Genomic DNA, 19,662 nt, shown 5'->3' on the forward strand with positions numbered 1-19,662 from the left:
AAAGACGGCCGGACTCGAGCGCAGAAGCTCGTATTATCGCGGCGTCCTGCCCACCACCTCCATCGGTCGGGCGAGGGGGTCACATAACTTCGGCATTTTCTGCGCGTTGGCCATTGCGGGGCGATGCGTCGCGGATGCGGAAGTGGCGTGTCGATCGCCGCGGAGGGCCTCCAGAAGACTCGCCAGCTCCACGCCGGCTGCCTGCCAGGTAAATCGCTGGACGGCGCGGCGTCGGGCAAGGGCCCCCAGTCTCAAACGGAGATCGGCGTCGTTGTGCAGTCGGTGGATGGCCTGCGACAATTCCCGGGCATCGTCCCCTACCAGCAGGCCGCATTGGCCGTCGTCGAGAATCTCCAATGATGCGTTGCGCGTCGTGTTGCCATCCGGGCGGACGGCGATGCAGGGCAGGCCACAGGCCATCGCCTCGGCCAAGGCTCCGCCGAACGACTCGCCGCGCGAGGGGAATACAAACGCATCGGCGGCATGAAGGATCGGCCGAACGTCAGACTGCGCGCCGGGCAATTGGACGATTTCTTCGAGGCGGCTCTGGGCGACCCGGCTTTCGAGCGGCAGGCGCAGCGGGCCGTCGCCGATGAGCAGGGCACGATCGGGCTTCGGCTCGGCGAGCGCGACCGCGTCGATGAGCAGCTCAAGATTTTTTTCGGGGGACAATCGGCCGGTCCAAGCGACGACAAATTCATCGGCGCCTATCTTCAGGGCAGCTCTTGCGGCGGCGCGCGCGGCTGCATCGGCCGGGGCGAACTGGTCGGGATCGACGCCGCCGTAAATGGTGTGACACTTCGCGGGGTCAATGCGGTACTCGCGGATGACGCGCTCGCGGGTGTGGTGGCTGTCGAAGACGATGGCGTTGGCGGACTCGAAGGCGCGACGCTCACTGGCGCGTTTGAAGCGGCGATCGAGACGAAAGGCCAGACGCCGCGACGTTGAGCCGCCCGCCTGACGAGCGAGATCCGCCGCGTCATGGAGCAAGGTCGTGCCGCCGCAGACGTAGACGATCACCTGCCGCGGAAATGACTGCCGCCGGGCTGACACCGCCTCGGGCTGGCAGGAAATGAATACGTCGCTATTTTCCGGCACGCAGGCGACGCACCTTGCGGCGTTTTTTCGCCGGGAGAGCGCCTGAAGCGACCAGTGCAAAGGCGTCGCGGATTCGCAGGGTACGCGCTCGACGGGAATCCCTTCGATTCGGTCGCCGGTGATGTTGGTCTTGCTATCGCTGACGTAAAAACAGACTGCGTGCCGAGGCAGGAACCCCTTCGCAAATTCAATCGCTCGTCTTGAGAGCCCGCAGCCGAGGGACTGGAGGGTCGGCATGTGCCAGGCGATCTTCATGCCGCCGCCTCTTCCGCGTCGCTTGGATGGCTGATCTTGAGCCGGGGGCGGCCGTCGACGCAGCCGTCGAGCAGTTCGGCAAACTGGGCGGCCAGCCGGTCGCGGCGAAACGACTCGACGAATGCCTTGTCGCGCGGTTTTTCGCTGGTCCCATTCGACCATGCGTCGAACGCCCTTTCGATGGCCGTCTTCCATGCATGGGCGGTCGGCTCGGCGACGATGGTGCAATCACCGGCGCGGCGAAGCCAATCTTCGACCGCAGTGCCGCGATGGACGCCGGCGACGATGTGCCGACCGAAGGCGAAGTACTCGAAAGTTTTCGCCGGGATGCAGTAGCGCCCGCCCTCGTTGGCCGGCGTGGTGAGCACGAGGGCATCGGCTGAGGACATCTCGCTGATGGCTTCGGCGTGCGGTTTGTACCCGACGACCTTGATGAATGCGGCGTCGTCATCGTTCAGGAGTGCCCGCTGCGGCGCAGACATGGTGCCGACGATCCTGAATCGCAGCTTCTCGGCTGCATCGGGTCTTTCACTCCGCAGAAGGCGAAGGCCGTCGAGGATCGGAGCGATGGTCTGCTGGCGATAGAAGGCGCCGACGTAGGTCATGGTGAATCGATCGCGATCGGCGGGCTCGTCTGCGACAAGCTGAATGTCGGCGGAGTCGTAGCCGTTGGGGATCATTCTGATTCTCGTATCCGGCAGATCGGCGTAACGCTCGTGGAGCCGGTCCCCCAGTTCCGGGCAGGTCACGACGACGCGATCGGCGCCGTGCAGGATCATCCGCTCGATGGAGCGTCGAAAACGCTGTTCGAGCCCGGCGTCAGGATCGCCGGCGAAGTTGTCGACGATCGGGTCGCGCAGATCGGCGATCCACGGCATGCCCAGGCGGCGTTTGAGGTGACGACCGATGTAGTGCGACACATTCGGCGGAGAGGTCGTGACCACGGCATCAATTGGAAATCGTCGTGCGACTTCGCGAGCGCGGGCGATTGCCGAGGGAATCCAGGATAGTTCCTGCTCGGGCAGCGGGAGTCTTCCCTGCCATCGTTCGAGTCGCCAGTAGAGGCGATTCTCCCAAGCATGAGTTGCCTCGCGGTTTTTCCAGACGAGTCCAAGCTGCCTGCCGAAGCGCGCCGCGAGCGAGCCGGCATCCCAACCGAGGGTCGGATAGACGGACGCTTCCGGTCCGATCTCATCACGAAGAGAGGCGTCGGACACGGGATAGTGCTGATGGGCTGCGCAGACGACGTGGGCGTGCCAGTCGCTGTCGGGCAGATACTTGGCGAGCTTGAGGGCTCGCTGTACGCCGCTGCCGCCATGCGGTGGGAAATGATAGGAGATGAGTAGAAAGTTTCGCATGTGGATTAGGGAAACGTCACTCGCTATCGATTTATTCAACGCACGCAGAGGCTCATACCAGGCGCTCGCGCACGATCTGTCGCAAACGCCAGGGCCAGATGGTCCGGCCATCGACCGCCTCGATCAGGCGGGCCAGGCGCCGTTTGATGCGCCACTTGGGCCGCAGGCTCCACGCCGGCCGACTGACGGAACAATTCAGCCCGATTTCATCGAGCGCCCGGAGGATTCCCTGTTCGGCGTGTTCGATCGAGGGCTGCCAGCCGGATTCGTCGTAGATGCATGGCGTGCCGAAGGGGTTCCAGAGGGTTTCATATCTTTGTCGGTTGCTGATGCCCAGGCGGGTCCAGCGAATCTCTGCGCCGCTGCCCCAGACGAAGTGCGGACACCGGCAGAGGCTGGCTAGATGCAGGCCGCCGGTCGATGCGCCCACGGCGATGCGACTGCCGGATAACTGGGCGATGGCGCGGCTGATCGGGGTGGCATAGACGCTGACTCGAAGGCGGCGACTTCGCAGCCGGTCGGCCAAGTCGTTCCACCAGTCGGGCGATGCATTGCGATCGGCCGCCAGGCGGCGCGTCCGCGGGATCAGGAGGACATCGGTCGTCAGCTTTTCATGGGAGCGCAGCTCGGCAAACTGCTGCTCGCCGGAATGGACGGACCACAACTGCGAGCGATGGCTGGAACAGAGGATGTCCATGTCAGGTTCGGCGAGGCCGAGCCGGCTCGCGGATTCCATGGCGGCGCCGACGGCGAGCGACCTAAGTTGATCCGCGTCGATCGGTCGACCGGCCTCGTCGATGCGATGATCTTCGCTCGCCTCGCCAGGAAGCGGTATCCGCCCGATGGGGCAGAAGATGACGTTGCGATGCCGCGGCAAGTCGGCATAGAGCGGCCGGCGATCCGGCGGCGCGCAGATGATGACGCGATCGTGCGTACCTGCGAGGGCAAGACGGCGCACCCTGGCCTGCCAGTTCATCAATTCCCAGCCGAACTCCCCGAGGTACGGCGCAACCATGAGTGATTTTTTCTTGCCGTGGATCATCGGGTCTCGGAGTTCGTGGAGTCGATCGCCGCGTTGTCCGGCCAATCTTCGATGGCCTGCTCGAACTGTTGCTGTGAGCCGCAGGGCGCGGGCTTTCGGCTGATGTTGAAGGCGTCGACGCCGGGGAGATTCAGGCGGCGGCGCATGTCCACTGCCGCGCGATGTCCTGTCTCGGCGACGAGCCGCCGCGAGATTGCATTGAAGTGGCGCTTGAGGCCGAAGGGATAGGCCACGGCGAAGGGCATGCGTCCGGTGAGATCGCGGATCGCATCGCGCGCGGTCTGCAATTCGTTTCGCTGGGCCGACTCGTCGAGGTTCGCCATGATGGCGTGCGAGTGCGTGTGGTTGCCGATGTGGATCAACTCGGGATTGAAAGTCGCCAGGTCCTCGCGCTCGATGTAGGGGCGGGCCTTGGCGGCGATGGCCGGACCGGTTGAGCCGGTGGCGCGGATCAATGTCTCCAGGATTTCGGGCAGGTCGGCTCTGTAGTGCTGACGGGCGTATTCGTCGACGCTTTGGCTTTCCAGAATGGGCGGGTAGCCCTCGGCGGCCATGGCCTCCACGACTTTTTCGCCCAGGCCCTGGGATTGGAGCCAGGTGAGCTTGTGCTGCCACATCAGGTCATCATTGCCGACAACGGAGGTGACGACGAAGAGGGTCGCGGGTATTCGCCTTCGCACGAGAATCGGGACGGCGAAACTTGCGGAGTCTGCCATGCCGTCATCAATCGTGACTGCGACGGCGCGGCGAAGCGACTCACCGCGTTCCATGGCGTCCACCATCGCCTCCAGGCTCATGAGGTTGAAGTTGTCCGCCAGATAGTCCATCTGCCGCTCGAACTCGGTGGGGTCGTGCCGCAGCGTGGTGCCGGCGGTGAAGATGGAATCGCGCGGGGAGATGCCGTGATAGGCGACGACGTTGATGCACTGCTCGTTGTAGCGACGCCGGATGCGACGAAGCCACTGCCCGGTCCAGGTGTCAAATTCCGTTCTTGCCAGCCAGCGACTCACGAGATTACCTCCCGCCTGATTCCCCTGCGCGGTGCGACGCGATTAAACAACTCGGCGAGCTGTTCGGACTGGCGTCGCCGCGTGACTGAGTTCAACAAGTCCTTCGCACGCCGGACCTGAAGCGTTCCCGATAACCATCGACGATAAAGGTCGCAGATCGCGCGATGGATTCCGTCAATATCCTTGGGCGAGACGAGCCAGACGCCGTCGTGGCGGCCCAGCTCCGCCGCAGCCGCGCCGGTGCGCGGCACGGTGGCGAGAATAGCCCTGCCCGCTCCGATGCATTCGTACATCTTCGCGGTGGTGTCGCCTTCACTGCCCGGCAAGTCGGGCAGCATGATGAGATTTACATCGGCCGAAGACATGGCCGCCAGGGCCTCCGCATGCGGGAGCACGCCGTGATATACGATGGTTCCGCGATCCGCCGGGTTGGTCAGCTCGTCTCGAAAGACGCCGGCCCGACCGGCGAATTCCAATTGTGCGTGTTCGGCGGCGCCGGGGGTTTCGGTGATGTAACGTCGCCAGGCCGTCAGAAGATTCATCGGGCTGCGCGTCTCGTAAAGTGAACCGGCGTGGAGAAGGCGGAATCGTTTGCCCGGGGGCTGGTCGGTCGCGGCCGCGAAGTCGTCGGGGTCATAGCCGTTTTCGATGGTGTTGAATTTTCGGACGTGGGCGGCGTATCGATCCTTAAAGCGGCGGGTCATGTGATCGTTGACGCTGATGACCGCGGCGGCGCGGGATATCACGGCGGACTCCGACCATTTCGTCAGCAGGCGGCCGAGTCCGTCCTCCCATTGTCGCCAGTGAATGTATTCGACCCACGGGTCACGGAAGTCCGCGATCCACGGCTTGCGAATGATCGACGACACGACCAGCCCGATGAGGTGATCGCTGAAGGGCATGCCGGTGGAGAAGACCGCGTCGAAGCGATGTTCCCGATGAAGGCGCCGCGCTAATCGCACAGCGGAAGGCAATCGCCAGATTCCCCGATCGGGAAAGGTGAGCTTGTCGTGCAGCTTCTCGATTCGCCACTTCAGGACGCCGCGCCACCATGTCTCGTCGGCGCCGATGCGACCGGTGATGCCCGCGAGGAAGCCTGAGAGGCTGCGACTGGCGAAGCCCGGCCAGTTGTCGGGGATGGGGCTGAGGCGATGAACCGGTACGTCGGCGGGGATATCCTGGAGGCTCAAAGGGTCGGCCGCGCGGCGGGCGTCGTGTCGCGAGATGCGGGCGGAGCGCGCCGCGCCGGTGATGACGACGGGCTTCCAGTTAAACTGCGGGAGGTATTTTACGAATTTGCGAACGCGAATCGCGCCGACCGAGGCCACGGGCGGGAAGCGACTGGCGATCACCAGCACCTTGCGTGCGGGTCGGCCGCTATCACCCCGGTCGTCATTTGCACCATGGTGCTTGCCACGGATGGACTCGTCGAGGTCGACGGGCATCGTGGAGTGAGGCCCCATTGGCCAGGTGGTGACCGATCCTGCGGCCGCCTTCGCGGTGGGTCGTTCGGCCAGATGCAATGTCGCCTCGTCCAAAGCAGGACTCCATGCTTCGCTGCGGGCACCCGCGCCGCGGGTGCGATAATGATCTATCGAGCGTGCAAGACCCCTACTCAAGCGCTAATAGGTACACGGTGGGCCGGCTGTTTCAGAGCAGTTTTTGCGCCCGCGATGACGGCCAATCACTTGGAGCGAAGCCGGCGGCTGCCGCTGAGTAGGGCTTACCGGTGAGGGTTTGAATGGGCCTGCCGAAATCGCTGCGAAAGGGAGTCGCGGGGCGATTTGCGACTGGAGTGTTTTGATTGCGCACGAATTGCGCTTCTCGGTCGGACTTGTTCGATTTGCCTTGCGCCGGCCGCTGCGAGGGAAAGAGAAGCTGCTCGTATTGGCGCATGGTGTCCGACCAACTGTGACGCCCTGCCGCGTGGCGATATCCGGATTCGGCGACACGATCGCACAGGCATTCCGATTCGAGGAGCCGAACTACCTGCGATGCGAACGCCGTCGGCTCGTCGGCGATCAGCACTTGGCGACCGGGCTCGACGTCCAGGCATTGGGCTACGGATGAGGTCGCCACGACGGGCCGCTGCATGGCCATCGCCTCCAGCACCTTGTTGGGCATTCCCCGAGCGATTCTCAACGGGGCGATGACCACGCGACTTGAGGCGAGGTAGCGACGGACCTCCGGCACTTCGCCGGTCACCGTGACGCCGGGCATCTTCGCCAGGCGCACGATGTCGGCGGGTGGATTTCGTCCGACGATCATCAACTGCGCATCCCTGACGCGGGCGCGAACTTGCGGCCATGCGGTATGCATGAACCAGGTCATGCCGTCGCGATTGGGTCGATAGGACATCTCCCCCACGAAGCTGACGACGGGCCCCTGCCGCGAGGCCTGGGGAGGCAATGCATAGGGAAGATCGACGCCGTTGGCGATCACGTGCAGGCGCGGGGATGTTCCAGTCGGATCGAGCGTACGGCGCTCTCGCTCAGAGATGACGGCTGTTGCGTCGAACTCCTCGATGCAGGCCAGTTCCAGCGCGCGCAGTCGGCGGGCCTCGAGGGCATAAATGGCGAACATCGGGAAGTGCGAGTAGGCAGCGTACTCCTGCCACTTGGCGCTGTCGGAATCACACAGATCCAGGACGCGACGCCGCGCTCTTGCGCGGCGGGCATAGGGGGCCATGCAGGCGGAGAAGGCGACCACCGCGTCGAACTCGATGGAGGACGACCAGGCGTCGATCTGTTGATGCATGCGCGGATCATCGTAGGCGGCCTCGGAAAGCGCGCGATCTCCGGCGAGGGCCCTTACCGCGCGAAGCATGCCCCGGTGCGGTCGCCACTCCACGGTGAAGACGCCCTTGCACCAGCGCTGGAGGGCGATGGCGTGAACGCGATCGTCGGGATGATCGATGAAGCATGCGCAGTAGACGTCGTGATCGACGGCGAGGTGATCGAGCTGATGAAACGTGCGAATCTTGTCCCCCTTGTCGGGAGGAAAAGGCACACGGTGGGTGAGAAAGAGGATTTTGCGGCGACGGCTGGTCATGGTTTCCACCCATTTCCATCGGCTCTTAGCCGGGAATGGATTTGGCCAGCCATCCACCGAGCGGACCGGTCGCCCAAATCGGCAGTTTTCGCCACAACCGGCGAGCAAGTGCCCATCGAGACGATGCCGGGGACAAGTCGGGCGCGTGGCCGCCTTCGGGGATGTATCGCTGATAGGAGAGGAGCCGCGGCTCGAAGCCGCACAGGCGTTTGAACTCGAAGGGGCCTGTGTTGTCGATGCGACTGCGGCCGAAGTCGAAGGTGTCGAAACCGTTGGCGACGCCCCAGCGCATGGACTCGCGGTAGAGATAGTGCGAGAGGCCGTAAATCTCCACGCGCTCATCGAGACCGACAAAATAGGGCATGACGGTTCGTCGGTGCAGGAAACTAACCAGGCTTGCAACCGGCCTGCCCTTGCAGCGAACGACCTGCACCAGGACGCGACCCGGGGCCGCGGAGGCGATGGCTTCGAAGAAACGCAGCGGATAATTGGGCGACCCCAGACGGCGCATCGAGCGGGCGTAGAGCCGCCAGACTTCATCCATCGCATGTAGACCGAATTCAACGCTTAACTCATTCTGCTCGGCGGCACGGCGGGCGCTGGCACGCGCTTTTCGGGGCAGGTAGGTCTCGATCTCGTCGACCGTTTCGGGCAGGGCACGAATAAACGTGGCGTGTGTCGCGTGAACCGGGAGGGACGGGTCGGCGGCCTGCATCGATCGCAGTTCCAGGCAGCGGGCGGACAGACCTGTCGTTAACGATTTCGCGTGGCGGAGGAGCGGTTCGCGCGCATCTTCGTCTGCCGACAATACGCCGCCATAGGTTGCGTACGGCATGCTCAGCAAGAGCCGTCCGGCCAATATGCTGTTGACTTCAAATAAGGGGAGGACGCCGACGATCGCCGGGCCGCGCATTGCCGCGAGATAGTGCGGGGTGTGTCCGAAAGTCCGGGCGACCGCGTCGCGCCAGGATAGCTCGTGAAAGAATGTCGCCTCGGGCTGGTCCGCGACGAACGACTCCCAGGCGGGTTCATCCAGACTGCTCAGCTCGGCTACTTGAATAGGAGGAGATGAACGAAGACCGCGCAGGCCGGCGGGCGCATCGACTGGGCGTCTTACGTCTCCGGGTATTCCCCGGATCGGTAGGAATAGGTCGCGTCCTTGAGGCTGCAACCTGTCGCCACGCACCCCATCACGTTGAGATTGTTCGACTGAAGCCATGTGATCGACTGCCGAACCATGTGCGATGCCGTCTTGTGCATCCGCACGACCATGACCAGACCCGTGCACAGCGCACCGATCACGCCCACGTCTGAAACGCTCTGTACCGGGGGTGTATCGACGAGTGTGTAGTGAAATCTGTCGCGGACCTCGTCAAAGATGCGGGCCGCCGCCGCTGAATTCAATAATTCGGCAGGATTGGCGTCCTTGAGACGTCCGGCGGGCAGGATGCAGAGGTTGGGAATCGGCGTCTGGACGATCGCCTCATCGAGCGTCGCCTCTCCTGACAGGACATCCGTGAAGCCCGGCGAGCGCGACAGCTTGAACAGACCGGCCAGAGCCCCCTGGCGAAGATCGCAATCCAGGGCCAGCACGCGCATTCGGCGGATCTCCGACATCGCCACGGCGAGATTCGCGACTGTGACGGTCTTGCCCTCGCCCGGAATGCTGCTGGTGATGCACAAGCACGTTCGGTCCCGAGGCTTCACGCGACACAGGAGCCAGGTTCGGATGGCGCGATACTGCTCGGCGATTGACGAGCTTCGCTCGCGGAGCGTGACCAGCGGGGCTTCGACGTCCCACTGCACGGGCGGCGCGATGGCGGCCATCGACTCGTCGGAGGCATGGTCGCGCAGGCGGGTCAAACCGGGTCTTAGAAGATCTGCTAACCGACGAGGGCCTTTGTCCGTGCGATCGCTTTCGACGGCACCGGGCGGACGAGACTCACCCGGCAGTTCGATCAACTGCGGAGCAAAGGAATCAACCGGTCGATCCGGGCGCGGCTCGGCAAGCGGCCGGACGTGCGGAGCTTCGCCGAGGCGCAACTGGTCCTCGCGCTCCTGTCGGGCTCGCTTGAGTGCTTCCGCGATGTGTCCCATTGTTCTCTCACCGGCGATCAGCCGTCGACCGAAAGGCTGATCCGCTTACTGGCCCGTCAATCCGTGCCTTTTACATTTTGGCGCAGCGACCCTTATCTATCGTCATCCCAGGCCGACGAGCCGTCGCATCCTCTCGTAGCTTTCAGGGTGCTCCAGGCTCAGATAGGCCATGGTCCCGACAACGCTCATGGTGAGGCCCATCGCCATCGTCACGGCCGGCAGCATCACAAACCGACGCAAAATCAGCCGACGACGCGCAGGTTCCGTCAGTATCTCATCAATGCTCTCGATCACCGGAATGCCGAGCGAGGTATTCAACTGCCGGACCGTCTGGAAGGATCGATCGAGGAGCTCCGCCAACAGCAGGATCAAGACCCCGACGCCGGCGCCGATGGCCAGGCAAATCGCCATGACGATGATGCCGTTCGGCGAAGTCGGCTTCGGGTTGAGGACGGCATCCTGAAGCGTCGAGAAGTGAATCCCGCGATTGCTGTTTTCAATGGCGAGGACGTGGCCGATCGGACCCAGGTTGGCGTGCCATCCGTTGAGTTCCTCGCGCAACTGGTTGGACTGCTGACAGAGCTTGAGATAGGCCTCGCGATGGTCGGCCGTCTCGATGCGACGGCGATCGATCTCGGCGGTGAGTCGTTTGATCTCCTCCAGCCGATTGGCATTGGCCATGATCTCCGCGTCCGTGTTTTCCAGCTTGATCGCGGCGCGCTGCACCTCGGTGAGCCCTTCGACGCCCGTCATCCTGGCATCGTTGGTTCCGGTCTCCGGAATCATCGACGGCGTCGCCGCCAGTTCCTCTTCGCGAAGCTTGATCGTCTTGACCAGTCGAAGGACGGTCGGATGCTCCTCGGTCATCAGGCGAACGCTGCGGCTCTCGTGGAGCTCCTGCTGCAATTTCGCCAGCTCGGCCTCAAGCTCGGATATCCGGGGATTTCGAACCGTACCGATCATTTCCGACGGCAATGTTCGCGGCCCGACATCGTCGACGCACTGGCCGTCGACCATCGCCTGCAGGCGCAGTCGCCGAGCCGTCAGTTCGTCCTGCTTGCGGCCGATCTCGATTCGCTCGACGACGAGCGCGGCCTGCCCAGATTGCGACGCATCCGGTTTCGACGGGTCGATCCCCGGGTAGGTCGCCTCCATTTCGATGATCTGCTTTTCAAGGCCGCGGAGCTTTGACCGGCAGCGCTCCGACTCGGCGGTGAAGAAACGCTGCACGTCGTTGAGCACCTCCGAGGCGCGCTTGCGCGTGATCTCCATGTATCGATCGCGACAGGCGGCCAGAATCTTCGCGGCGCGGGTCGGCTCGGACATGGTGAGTCTGATCTCGATGACATCCCGGTTCGGCGACGACTCAAGGGTCACGACCTTCAGGCCGGTGGAGACTTCCTTGGTCAGCCGGACGGACCCGGTTTGCAAGGGGGACGGCGCGCCGGCGCGGTCATCCGTGGCCGCGGCGATCGCGGATGCAGCCGGATTGTCCATGTCCGAGAGCACGTCCGACACAAAGGTGGTGTTCGAGATATCGGCGGCCATTCGCTGGCGGATTTCGGCGTAGGGCTCGGTCCAGCTCTTACCCATCATGCTGGCCAGGACGGGGTCGTGCTCGCGCTTGATGATCGTCGTCGCCGTGTATTTGCGCGGCGCCCAGAACGAGGCGATCAGCGCAATCGTCCCGACGGCGAAGAAGGGCAGAACGAAGTGCCATCGACGATTCGTGACGACGCGCCAGACTTCGCCGAGCGTATGTCGAATGTCCGAGACGGAGAATTCGTCAATGTGATGTTGCATGGTTTCGAAACTCCTCGGTCAGGCCTCACCGAACCGCCGCGAAGCGACCCGGAATATTCTCGCGCTCAATTGACGTTGTTGGTGTCGTTGTTGGCGTTCCGATAGGTTTGGTTCGACGAGGCGATACCGGCCGGCGCACTGTAGGTCTGCAACACCGGCTGAATCGGATACAGGATTTCCTGGAACCTCAGACCGATCCAGCCGAGCACCGTCGGCGGCACGTAGATGATGTCGCCCTCCTGCAGGAGCACATTCTGCTCCATCCTGCCCTGCTCGAGCATTCGATAGGCGTCGATCGTCAGCACCTGGCGCTTGTCTTCCTCGTGGCTGGGTCGAATGACTTTGATCATCTCTTTTGCGGCAGTGAAATTCGGATTCGCCAGGGCCAGCGCCCCCAGCAGCGTATCTCGGCCCGTATACTGGAACGCCCCTTCCCGCGCTACCTGCCCAAACACGTAATATCGCTTGCTCCCCGCCGAGCTGACGCGCACGCTCACCTGGGGCTCCAGGTAATAGCGGCGCAGGAGCGACTCGACCTTTCGGGCGATTTCCACGGGGGTCAGTCCGGCGACCTTGACCTCACCCAGTAGGCGCATGGTGATCTTGCCGTCCTGGCGAACCGTTTGAATTTCACCGTCGATTTCCAGCGCATTGGACGAACTGATTTCCAATGAGTCCGGCGGCTGAACTTCATAGTCGGAAGCCGAGACCGAGGCCTCCCATTCGTGAACGAAGGCCTTGATTTCCTTTTCGCTCGGCCCACAGGCGCCGCACAAGGTGAGGCCGACGAGTCCGCAGACCGTGCCGAGCATCCGCACTACGTCGATCGTCCGATTGTTGAGTTTGTCAGGCATGATTCGGGTCCTGTTTCGTATCCGGTCGGGCTATCGGGCCTGACCGCGGCGGACTTTTCGCCGGACGGCTTATCGGGTCGGGCGGGGAGCGACTCAATATATGACCCTCCCAAACGTCATCACTTAGCGGCCGAATAATCAGAAGGCGGCATCGAGCGGCATTCGCCGGAGATTCTCAGTCACGCAGAGTCTGCGCGTCCGAGTTCGATTTGCGCGCTCGACGGAGAATCGATGCGGCAGATTTCGGCCGCAAGGTGAGAGGGGCAATTTCTGCCGAAAAGTTATCGCCGCCGCCGCTAAGCGGATTCTGCCACGCTTCCGATAACAAATGCACAGGCGCATATCGCCCGACGACGTCCGCACGCCGCGGCCCGCAGCACGGCATCGAACGTCCCGCGCTGTCTTGCGCCATCGAGGAGCCAGGTATGTATTTCGATTTCTTCGGTCTCAACCTCCTGCCGTTCAACAATACGCCGGATCCCCGGTTCTTCTATGAGACCCCGGATCACGAAGAGGCGCTGGCCTCGCTGTTGTACGCCGCCCAGGAGCGCAAGGGCTTTGCACTCGTCACCGGGGAAGTCGGCGCGGGAAAGACGCTGCTCAGTCGGCTGCTTTTAAACCGGCTCGGTCCATCGGCGCGCACCGCCGTCATCACCAACACCCGGCTGGGACCGCGAGACCTGCTCACCGCAGTCTGCCGCGAATTTGAAATCGCCATCTCTCCGGACGCGACCATCACTGACATTACCGGGGCGCTGGAGCACTTTCTGCTGGAGCAGTACTCGCGCAATCGCCTGGCCGTGGTCATTCTCGACGAGGCTCAGAATCTGCCGCTCGAGTCGTTTGAGGAACTTCGGCTACTGGGCAATCTCGAAGCCGACGACGCAAAGCTTCTCCAGGTGCTCATCCTCGGGCAACCTGAGTTGCAACAGACCTTTCGCGCTCCCGCGATGAAGCAGCTCGAGCAGCGCATGTTCCGCAGCTTTCACCTCACCGCCATGAGTCGGGACGTTACCGCGGGCTATATCAATCACCGGCTTCGCGTCGCCGGTCTGGATGAGAAGCGGGAAGTGTTCAGCAGCGGGGCCATCGACGCCGTCTACCGGCATTCAGAGGGTGTTCCCCGACTGATCAATCAGATCTGCGACAACGCGATGCTCGCGGCGTACACCAAGTCCACGCGTGAGGTCAGCGAATCGCTCGTTGAGGAGATCGTCGAGCAGTTGATTGCCAAAGGCGCGCCTACTGTCGCCCAGGTCCCGCAGGGGGTTTATGCCCGACAGGCGCTCGGAGTTTCCAGCACGTCCGCCCAGCCGGCTACGACGGCGGCCGACACCATTGCCCGGGCAGAGTTGATTCAACATCAGGAGGCCCTTGAGGAACGCATCCGAACGATGGATCGGACGATGCGCAAGATGGCCGAGCGATTGGAGAGTTCGGAATCTCGACTCGCGGAGATCGACGAGGTACGCAAGCTCGCCGAGCAGCGACCTCGACAGGGGGCCGAAGAGTTGGATGCGGTGCGGCGAATCCGCGCTGAGGCGCTCGTGGTGCTGGAGGAGACACAGAACGCAGCACGTGAGGCGGTGAAGCAGGCCGATGAGCTTCGCCGCAGGAAGGACATTGAGTCCGACCAGGAGCGCCAGAGAATCGACACAACCCTGGAGAGGACCGAGCGGCAGCACGCCGCGCTCAAGCAGCAGGTTTCTGAATTACTCGCCGCCGAGAAGGCCGAGTTGGAAGCGGCGCGGCAGATTCGCAGTCAGACGAGTGAGTCGCTGCGCGAGGCGGCCAACGTCCTTCGCGAAACGAAGTCGGAGTCGGAGACGCTTCGCGCTGAGGCTCGCGAGGCGGCGGAATCGCTCCAGCGGCAACTGACCGAGACGACTGAGAAGACCGAGAAGCAGAACGTCATCGTGCAGCGTCAGATTCGCCAGGCGCTTCAGGAGCTGCACGCATATACCCACGCGCAGAAGCTCAGCCTGAGCAAACTGGTCACAGAGGAAAAGGCGGGCATGACCCACGCCCGGCAGATTCGTCAGAAGGCCGCCGGGGTCTTGCAGGAGGCCCTCGCCGCGGCGGAGGAGGCCAAGAAGCGCGCAGAAGAGGCGCAGGCCGAAGCGCAGGCTGCCAGAGCGCGGGCGCAGGACGTCAAGAAGGAGATCGAGGAAGTCTCCGCTTCGCAGCCGACGCAGGTCGCGCAGGTTCGCGGCACTCAGTTGGAACTAGCGGAGCTTGCCCGCAAAGCCGACGCCGTCCGTGCCGAACTCGACAACCTTAACCAAGCCACACGCCGGGCCATCGAAGAATCGCGAAGCTCGACCGGCGAACTATCGCTGAAGGCGGAGGCCATTCGCAACGATCTCGGCGCCTTCGCCAACGACACCAAGAAGTCTCTCGAAGAGGCCAGAACTGAGGTCGGCTCGCTCATCGCCCAGTCTCGCGAGGAAAACAAGGCCTTCAAGCAGAGTGCGAGCTCGCTCGAACGCGATCTGCGCACACAGGTGGCGGCAGCACGGCAGCAGTTCGAATCGCGCATCGGCGAGGCCCTTCAGCAGGCCGACCTCATCCGCTCTCAGTCTCGCGCCGTCGCGGCCGATCTGGCCGAGCGGCTGCAACAGGCCCGCGTCAAGCTCGAAGGCGCCATCAACGAGGCCCATCAGGCCGCCGACGAGGTGCGCGAGCGCGGTCAGGCGAGCCTCTCCGAAGTGCGCGTCGCCCTGCTACAGATGACCGATCGGGCGTCGTCGCTGCGAGGCGACCTCGTCAAGACGGGCGATGACGTGCAAAGCCAGGTCGAAAAGGTGGTCAAGGACTTCGACGGGCGGCTGGAAGCGGCCCGGCGCGAGTCCGCTCAGCAGACAGACAAGATCAGCGATCTACTCAATCGCTCGCAGACCATCGCCGTCAATCTGACGGAGCGCAGCGACAAGACTCTCGCCGAGGCCCGCGCGAATGCACAGGCCATTACCAAGCAGGCGGAGGAAATGCTGCGCAAGGCCGATGAAGCCGCTCAGACCATCACCAATGAGGTGCGCGACCTGCGCCTGCGAGCCATGAAGGAAGGCGAGCAGACCCGGGAGCAGGTGCAGATCACTCGTCTCCAGCTTACCGAAGCGCGCATCGACTCGGCCAAGGTGGTCGATCGACTGACGCGCATCCACGAAGAGACGCAGTCGAAGACCGACGAACTTCTCCAGCGCGGGCAGCAGGTTGCCAAGCACACGCAGGAACTTCTCGACATGCCGGCCCAACAGATCGAGGAGGCGTGCAAGCGGGCCGCTGCATTGGCGCAGCTCTCGAAGAGCACGGCGCAGATTGTTCAGCGACTTGAGAAGAGCCGCGGTGAAATCGAAACGTCCATCGACACGGCCAAGGACGTGATCGGCCTCTCCGATGAGAAGATGGAACTGCTCCGCCAGCAGACTTCACGCGTCGGGCAGCTCGTCGGCATCGTCCGGCAGCTTTACGGCTCGCTCGAGGCCAAGGCGAAGATTCAGCAGATCCGAAGCCGGCTCGACCAGGCCGACGACCTTTGCAGCAGCGTCCTGCCGCGCGAGATGGAAAACCTCCGCACGGTGCTGACCGAGCAGCTCAACCCCAAACAGGTCGTACCCGCCTTGCCATCCAAGGCCCGGGCCGCCGCCACCGCCCCCCGTCCGGCGGCTCAAACGGCCGCCCCGCGACCTGCTCCCGTCGGCCAAAGGCCCCAGTCGCCTGCCGCTCCGGCGCAGCCGAACAATGTCACCCTCGGTGAGATCGTCTCCAAGAACAAGAAGCTCAACGAGTGGCTTCGGGAGACCCTCGGTCGGGAGGAGGCTCAGGAGACGCCCCCGGCGCAGACGGCCGATCGCATCGACCAGACCATCCTGACCAAGGCATCCTGACGACGCAAACCGGACACGCGGACACGTTCGCCCTGCGCGGGGGCCCTGCGAAAGTGCGGGCCCTTGCCGATATTGCCCGATTCGACAACACTCATTGCCAGCCAGCTACTCTCCCGGGGTCGCTCGCCGAGTCACCCGTTTGAAAAAGGATCGCCACATGCCCATCGCCGCCGCTTTTTCGCTTCGCGCCGTCGCGCGCTACGGCCTTCTCGTCCTGCTTCCGCTGACGCTCATTGCGGCCCGGACAGGTGCCGATGGTCCGACACCCGTGCCCGATGCCGATGCGCTGCGCGAGGGCATTCGGACGCTGATCGAGTCGGCCCGTGACAAGGTCTTTCCCGCCCTGGTCAACATCAACGTCGTCACGGTGAATTACTGGGACGGCAAGGAACACAAGGGAACGGCGGTCGGCAGCGGCACGATCATTTCGCCCGACGGATATGTCATTACCAATCAGCATGTCACGGACAATGGAAAGAAATTTCGCTGCACTTTGGCGGACAAGCAGGAGATTCCCGCGCGACTCGTCGGCGAGGATCCGCTGACCGATCTTGCGGTGATTCAGCTTGATCTCACGAAATTGAAGACGCCCAAGGACTCTTTGCCCGTCGCGGCGTTTGGAGACTCTGACGATCTACGTGTCGGGGATCAGGTCATGGCGATGGGGTCGCCGCTGGCCTTGTCGCGCAGCGTCACGCTGGGCATCGTCTCGAACACGCAGCGCGTCTTCTCCGGGCACGATCAGAACGACCTTGAGGAGATGGAGCTGGAGAGCGGTCAGAGGACTGGACTCTTTACGCGGTGGATTCAGCATGACGCCCTGATTCACCCCGGCAACAGCGGCGGTCCGCTGGTGAATCTGAAGGGGGAGATCGTCGGCATCAACGAACTGGGCGGCAACGCGATCGGCTTTGCCATTCCGTCCAATCTGGCCAAGTCGGTCGCCGATCTACTGATCAAGCATGGTGAAGTTGAGCGAAGCTGGCTGGGCATTGCGCTTAAGCCCATCGAGAAGACCGGCTTCCAGCACGGCGTGCTGGTTAATTCTGTCGTCGATGATTCGCCCGCGGCGAAGGCCGGCATCAAGGCCGGCGACGTGATCGTCCGGCTCGACGGCGAAGAGATCACCGTTCGATTCGCCGAAGAGATTCCCATGACGATGAAGCGGCTCGCCGAATATCCGATCGGGGCGACCGTGCGCATCGCGTACGAGCGCGACGGTAAGGAGGCCGAGGCCGAGGTTGTCACGACGCGACTGGAGAAGGATCGCGGTGATGAGACGGCGCTTCGCGCGTGGGGACTCACGGTGGAAGAGATCACCGATCGCATGGCCCGCGAGCGGCGGCTGGACAGCACGACCGGTGCGATTGTCAGCAGCGTGCGATCCGGCGGACCGGCGCAGCTTGCGGAGCCGCCGCTGTCTTATGGCGACGTGATTCGCAAGATTGATGACCAGCCGATTGAGAACCTTGCCGCGCTGGTCGAGCGGTACAAGAGCATTATGGCGACGAGCCCACTGCCGGAGTATCTGCTGATCGAGTTCGATCGCAGCGGTAAGAATCAAGTGACGCTGCTGAAGCCGAAGCCGGAGGATGACGAGGACCCGCCGCGCGAGGTGCCGAAGGCGTGGATCGGCATTGCGACTCAACCGGTTATCGACAAGCTGGCCAAGCAGCTGGGGCATCCGGACGATCTGGGGTATCGGGTGACGCGCGTCTATCCCAACACGCGCGCGGCGCACTCGCAGTTGCAGACGGGCGATATCATCCTTGCGCTGAACGGGCAACCGCTTCGGCCGCGGGGGATGCAGGATGCGGGGCTTTTCAATCGGCAGCTTCGCAAGCTGGACACCGACAGCGAGGCGAAGCTCACGGTGCTTCGTGGCGATAAGAAGATGGAGATTACCGTCGAACTGGAGCGGACGCGGATCGCGCCGGCGGAGGCGCGGAAGGATCGCAATCGCGACTTTGAGATGACGGTGCGCGAGATCACCTTCTTCGACCGGGACGACAACCGATGGAGCGTTGATACCAAGGGCGTGATCGTCGAGATGGTCGAGGATGCGGGATGGGCGAGCCTCGGCGGGCTGGAGTCGGACGACCTCATTCAGCAGATCAACGGTAAGCCCATTAAGGGGCTCAAGAGTTACCGCCGAGAGATGAAGAAGATCAGCGAAGAGCAGCCCAAGCGCGTGGTCTTCGTTGTGCTGCGAGGGGCTTCGACGCGGTTTCAGTTTGTCGAGCCGGAGTGGAAGCCGCAGCTCGGCGACGAGAAGAAGCCGGATGCGAATTGATCGACCTTACGGAATCGAATGAGCGGCGGCCGCTGGACCACGAAATCGCCTGGTGAACCGACCGGGCAAGGAGACACGCACGTGATTCGTCAGACATTCCTCTTCCTCCTGTGCATTACTTTCGCCGTGCCTGCCATCGCGGATGATGAGGCCGACGTGTATCGACGGCTGACCGAGAGCAAATCCTCGGCCCTGGTCACGGTCAAGTTCCTTTTGCGCATGGAGGGGCAGTTCGGGAAGCGGGAGAGCGAGACGGAGATCACCGGCATCATGATCGATGCGAAGGGGCTGATCCTCTGCGCCAACTCGAAGCTCGGCGCGCCGCGGCGATTCGGCAGCGCGACGCCGACGGACATCAAGGTGCTGATCGGCGACGACATCGACGGGCTGCCGGCGAAGGTGCTGGCGCGCGATACGGAACTGGACCTTGCATGGGTGCAGATCAAGGAGCCGGGCGAGAAGACGTTTGAATTCATGAACCTGGCGGACCCGGGCGAACCGAAGATCGGCGATCGACTGTACGCGCTGCGGCGGATGGCGAAGTTCTTTGACCGGACGCCGATCATCAGCGACGGTCGACTTGCCGGTCGGGCGAAGAAGCCGCGCGATCTGCTGGTGCCGGCGGGATTGTCGCTGGACGCGGGGCAGCCTGTGCTGACCGCCGATGGCAAGCTGGTGGGCATCGTCTCGCTGCAACTGCCGGAAGATGAGGAGTTCCAGGCGAACCCGATGGCGTTCATGTCGATCGGGCGCGACATCGGCGGCGGGCTGATCCTGCCGACGGCGCAGGTGGCGAAGGCGACGGCGCGGGCGCTGGAAGCGGCGAAGGACGAGGAAGAGGAGGACGACGCCGACGCGGACGCGGAGACGACGAAGCCGTCGGAGAAGAAGGACGACGGCGAGCGCGAGTAGGC

Annotated in this window: 13 protein-coding genes; 3 read left to right on the forward strand and 10 right to left on the reverse strand. The window is 63.4% G+C overall.

Going from position 1 to position 19,662, the window contains the following annotated elements:
- Positions 1-33: 33 nt before the first annotated feature.
- The 10 genes from HS101_01945 to HS101_01990 all read right to left on the reverse strand — a co-directional run bounded on the left by HS101_01945 (position 34) and on the right by HS101_01990 (position 12,568).
- Positions 34-1,353, reverse strand: coding sequence for a glycosyltransferase family 4 protein (locus tag HS101_01945; GenBank protein MBE7505027.1), 1,320 nt, complete (start codon positions 1,351-1,353; stop codon positions 34-36).
- Positions 1,350-2,711: a glycosyltransferase gene (locus HS101_01950; GenBank protein ID MBE7505028.1), complete on the reverse strand. Its 1,362-nt coding sequence runs from the start codon at positions 2,709-2,711 to the stop codon at positions 1,350-1,352. The genes HS101_01945 and HS101_01950 overlap by 4 nt, the downstream gene beginning before the upstream one ends.
- A 52-nt stretch (positions 2,712-2,763) precedes the next feature.
- A complete protein-coding gene (locus HS101_01955) occupies positions 2,764-3,798 on the reverse strand; it encodes a hypothetical protein (protein ID MBE7505029.1) in 1,035 nt (344 codons plus the stop codon).
- A complete protein-coding gene (locus HS101_01960) occupies positions 3,750-4,763 on the reverse strand; it encodes a polysaccharide deacetylase family protein (GenBank protein MBE7505030.1) in 1,014 nt (337 codons plus the stop codon). The genes HS101_01955 and HS101_01960 overlap by 49 nt, the downstream gene beginning before the upstream one ends.
- A complete protein-coding gene (locus tag HS101_01965) occupies positions 4,760-6,301 on the reverse strand; it encodes a glycosyltransferase (protein MBE7505031.1) in 1,542 nt (513 codons plus the stop codon). Before HS101_01965 ends, HS101_01960 begins: the two co-directional genes overlap by 4 nt.
- A gap of 112 nt (positions 6,302-6,413) precedes the next feature.
- Positions 6,414-7,814 (reverse strand): TIGR03087 family PEP-CTERM/XrtA system glycosyltransferase, encoded by a 1,401-nt coding sequence (locus HS101_01970; GenBank protein MBE7505032.1) that lies wholly within the window; start codon positions 7,812-7,814, stop codon positions 6,414-6,416.
- Between the two features lie 25 nt (positions 7,815-7,839).
- Complete coding sequence (locus tag HS101_01975; protein MBE7505033.1) at positions 7,840-8,985, reverse strand: FemAB family PEP-CTERM system-associated protein; 1,146 nt, start codon at positions 8,983-8,985, stop codon at positions 7,840-7,842.
- Positions 8,928-9,911, reverse strand: a complete 984-nt coding sequence (locus HS101_01980) for a CpsD/CapB family tyrosine-protein kinase (GenBank protein ID MBE7505034.1) — start codon at positions 9,909-9,911, stop codon at positions 8,928-8,930. Before HS101_01980 ends, HS101_01975 begins: the two co-directional genes overlap by 58 nt.
- Before the next feature lie 102 nt (positions 9,912-10,013).
- On the reverse strand, positions 10,014-11,714 hold the full coding sequence (locus HS101_01985; protein MBE7505035.1) for a hypothetical protein: 1,701 nt from the start codon (positions 11,712-11,714) through the stop codon (positions 10,014-10,016).
- 65 nt (positions 11,715-11,779) lie between these two features.
- Positions 11,780-12,568, reverse strand: coding sequence for a polysaccharide biosynthesis/export family protein (locus HS101_01990; GenBank protein MBE7505036.1), 789 nt, complete (start codon positions 12,566-12,568; stop codon positions 11,780-11,782).
- A 425-nt stretch (positions 12,569-12,993) separates the two neighbouring features.
- Here HS101_01990 and HS101_01995 point away from each other — a divergent pair, with 425 nt between their 5' ends.
- From HS101_01995 to HS101_02005, 3 genes are all read left to right on the forward strand, one after another.
- Positions 12,994-16,455 carry an AAA family ATPase gene (locus HS101_01995; protein ID MBE7505037.1) on the forward strand — a complete coding sequence of 1,154 codons (3,462 nt, stop codon included), beginning with the start codon at positions 12,994-12,996 and terminating at the stop codon, positions 16,453-16,455.
- Between the two features lie 157 nt (positions 16,456-16,612).
- A complete protein-coding gene (locus HS101_02000) occupies positions 16,613-18,748 on the forward strand; it encodes a PDZ domain-containing protein (GenBank protein ID MBE7505038.1) in 2,136 nt (711 codons plus the stop codon).
- 81 nt (positions 18,749-18,829) lie between these two features.
- Positions 18,830-19,660, forward strand: coding sequence for a trypsin-like peptidase domain-containing protein (locus HS101_02005; protein ID MBE7505039.1), 831 nt, complete (start codon positions 18,830-18,832; stop codon positions 19,658-19,660).
- The last annotated feature ends 2 nt before the right edge of the window (positions 19,661-19,662 follow it).

Source organism: Planctomycetia bacterium, from assembly GCA_015075745.1.
In the GTDB taxonomy this organism is placed as follows: domain Bacteria; phylum Planctomycetota; class Phycisphaerae; order UBA1845; family UTPLA1; genus UTPLA1.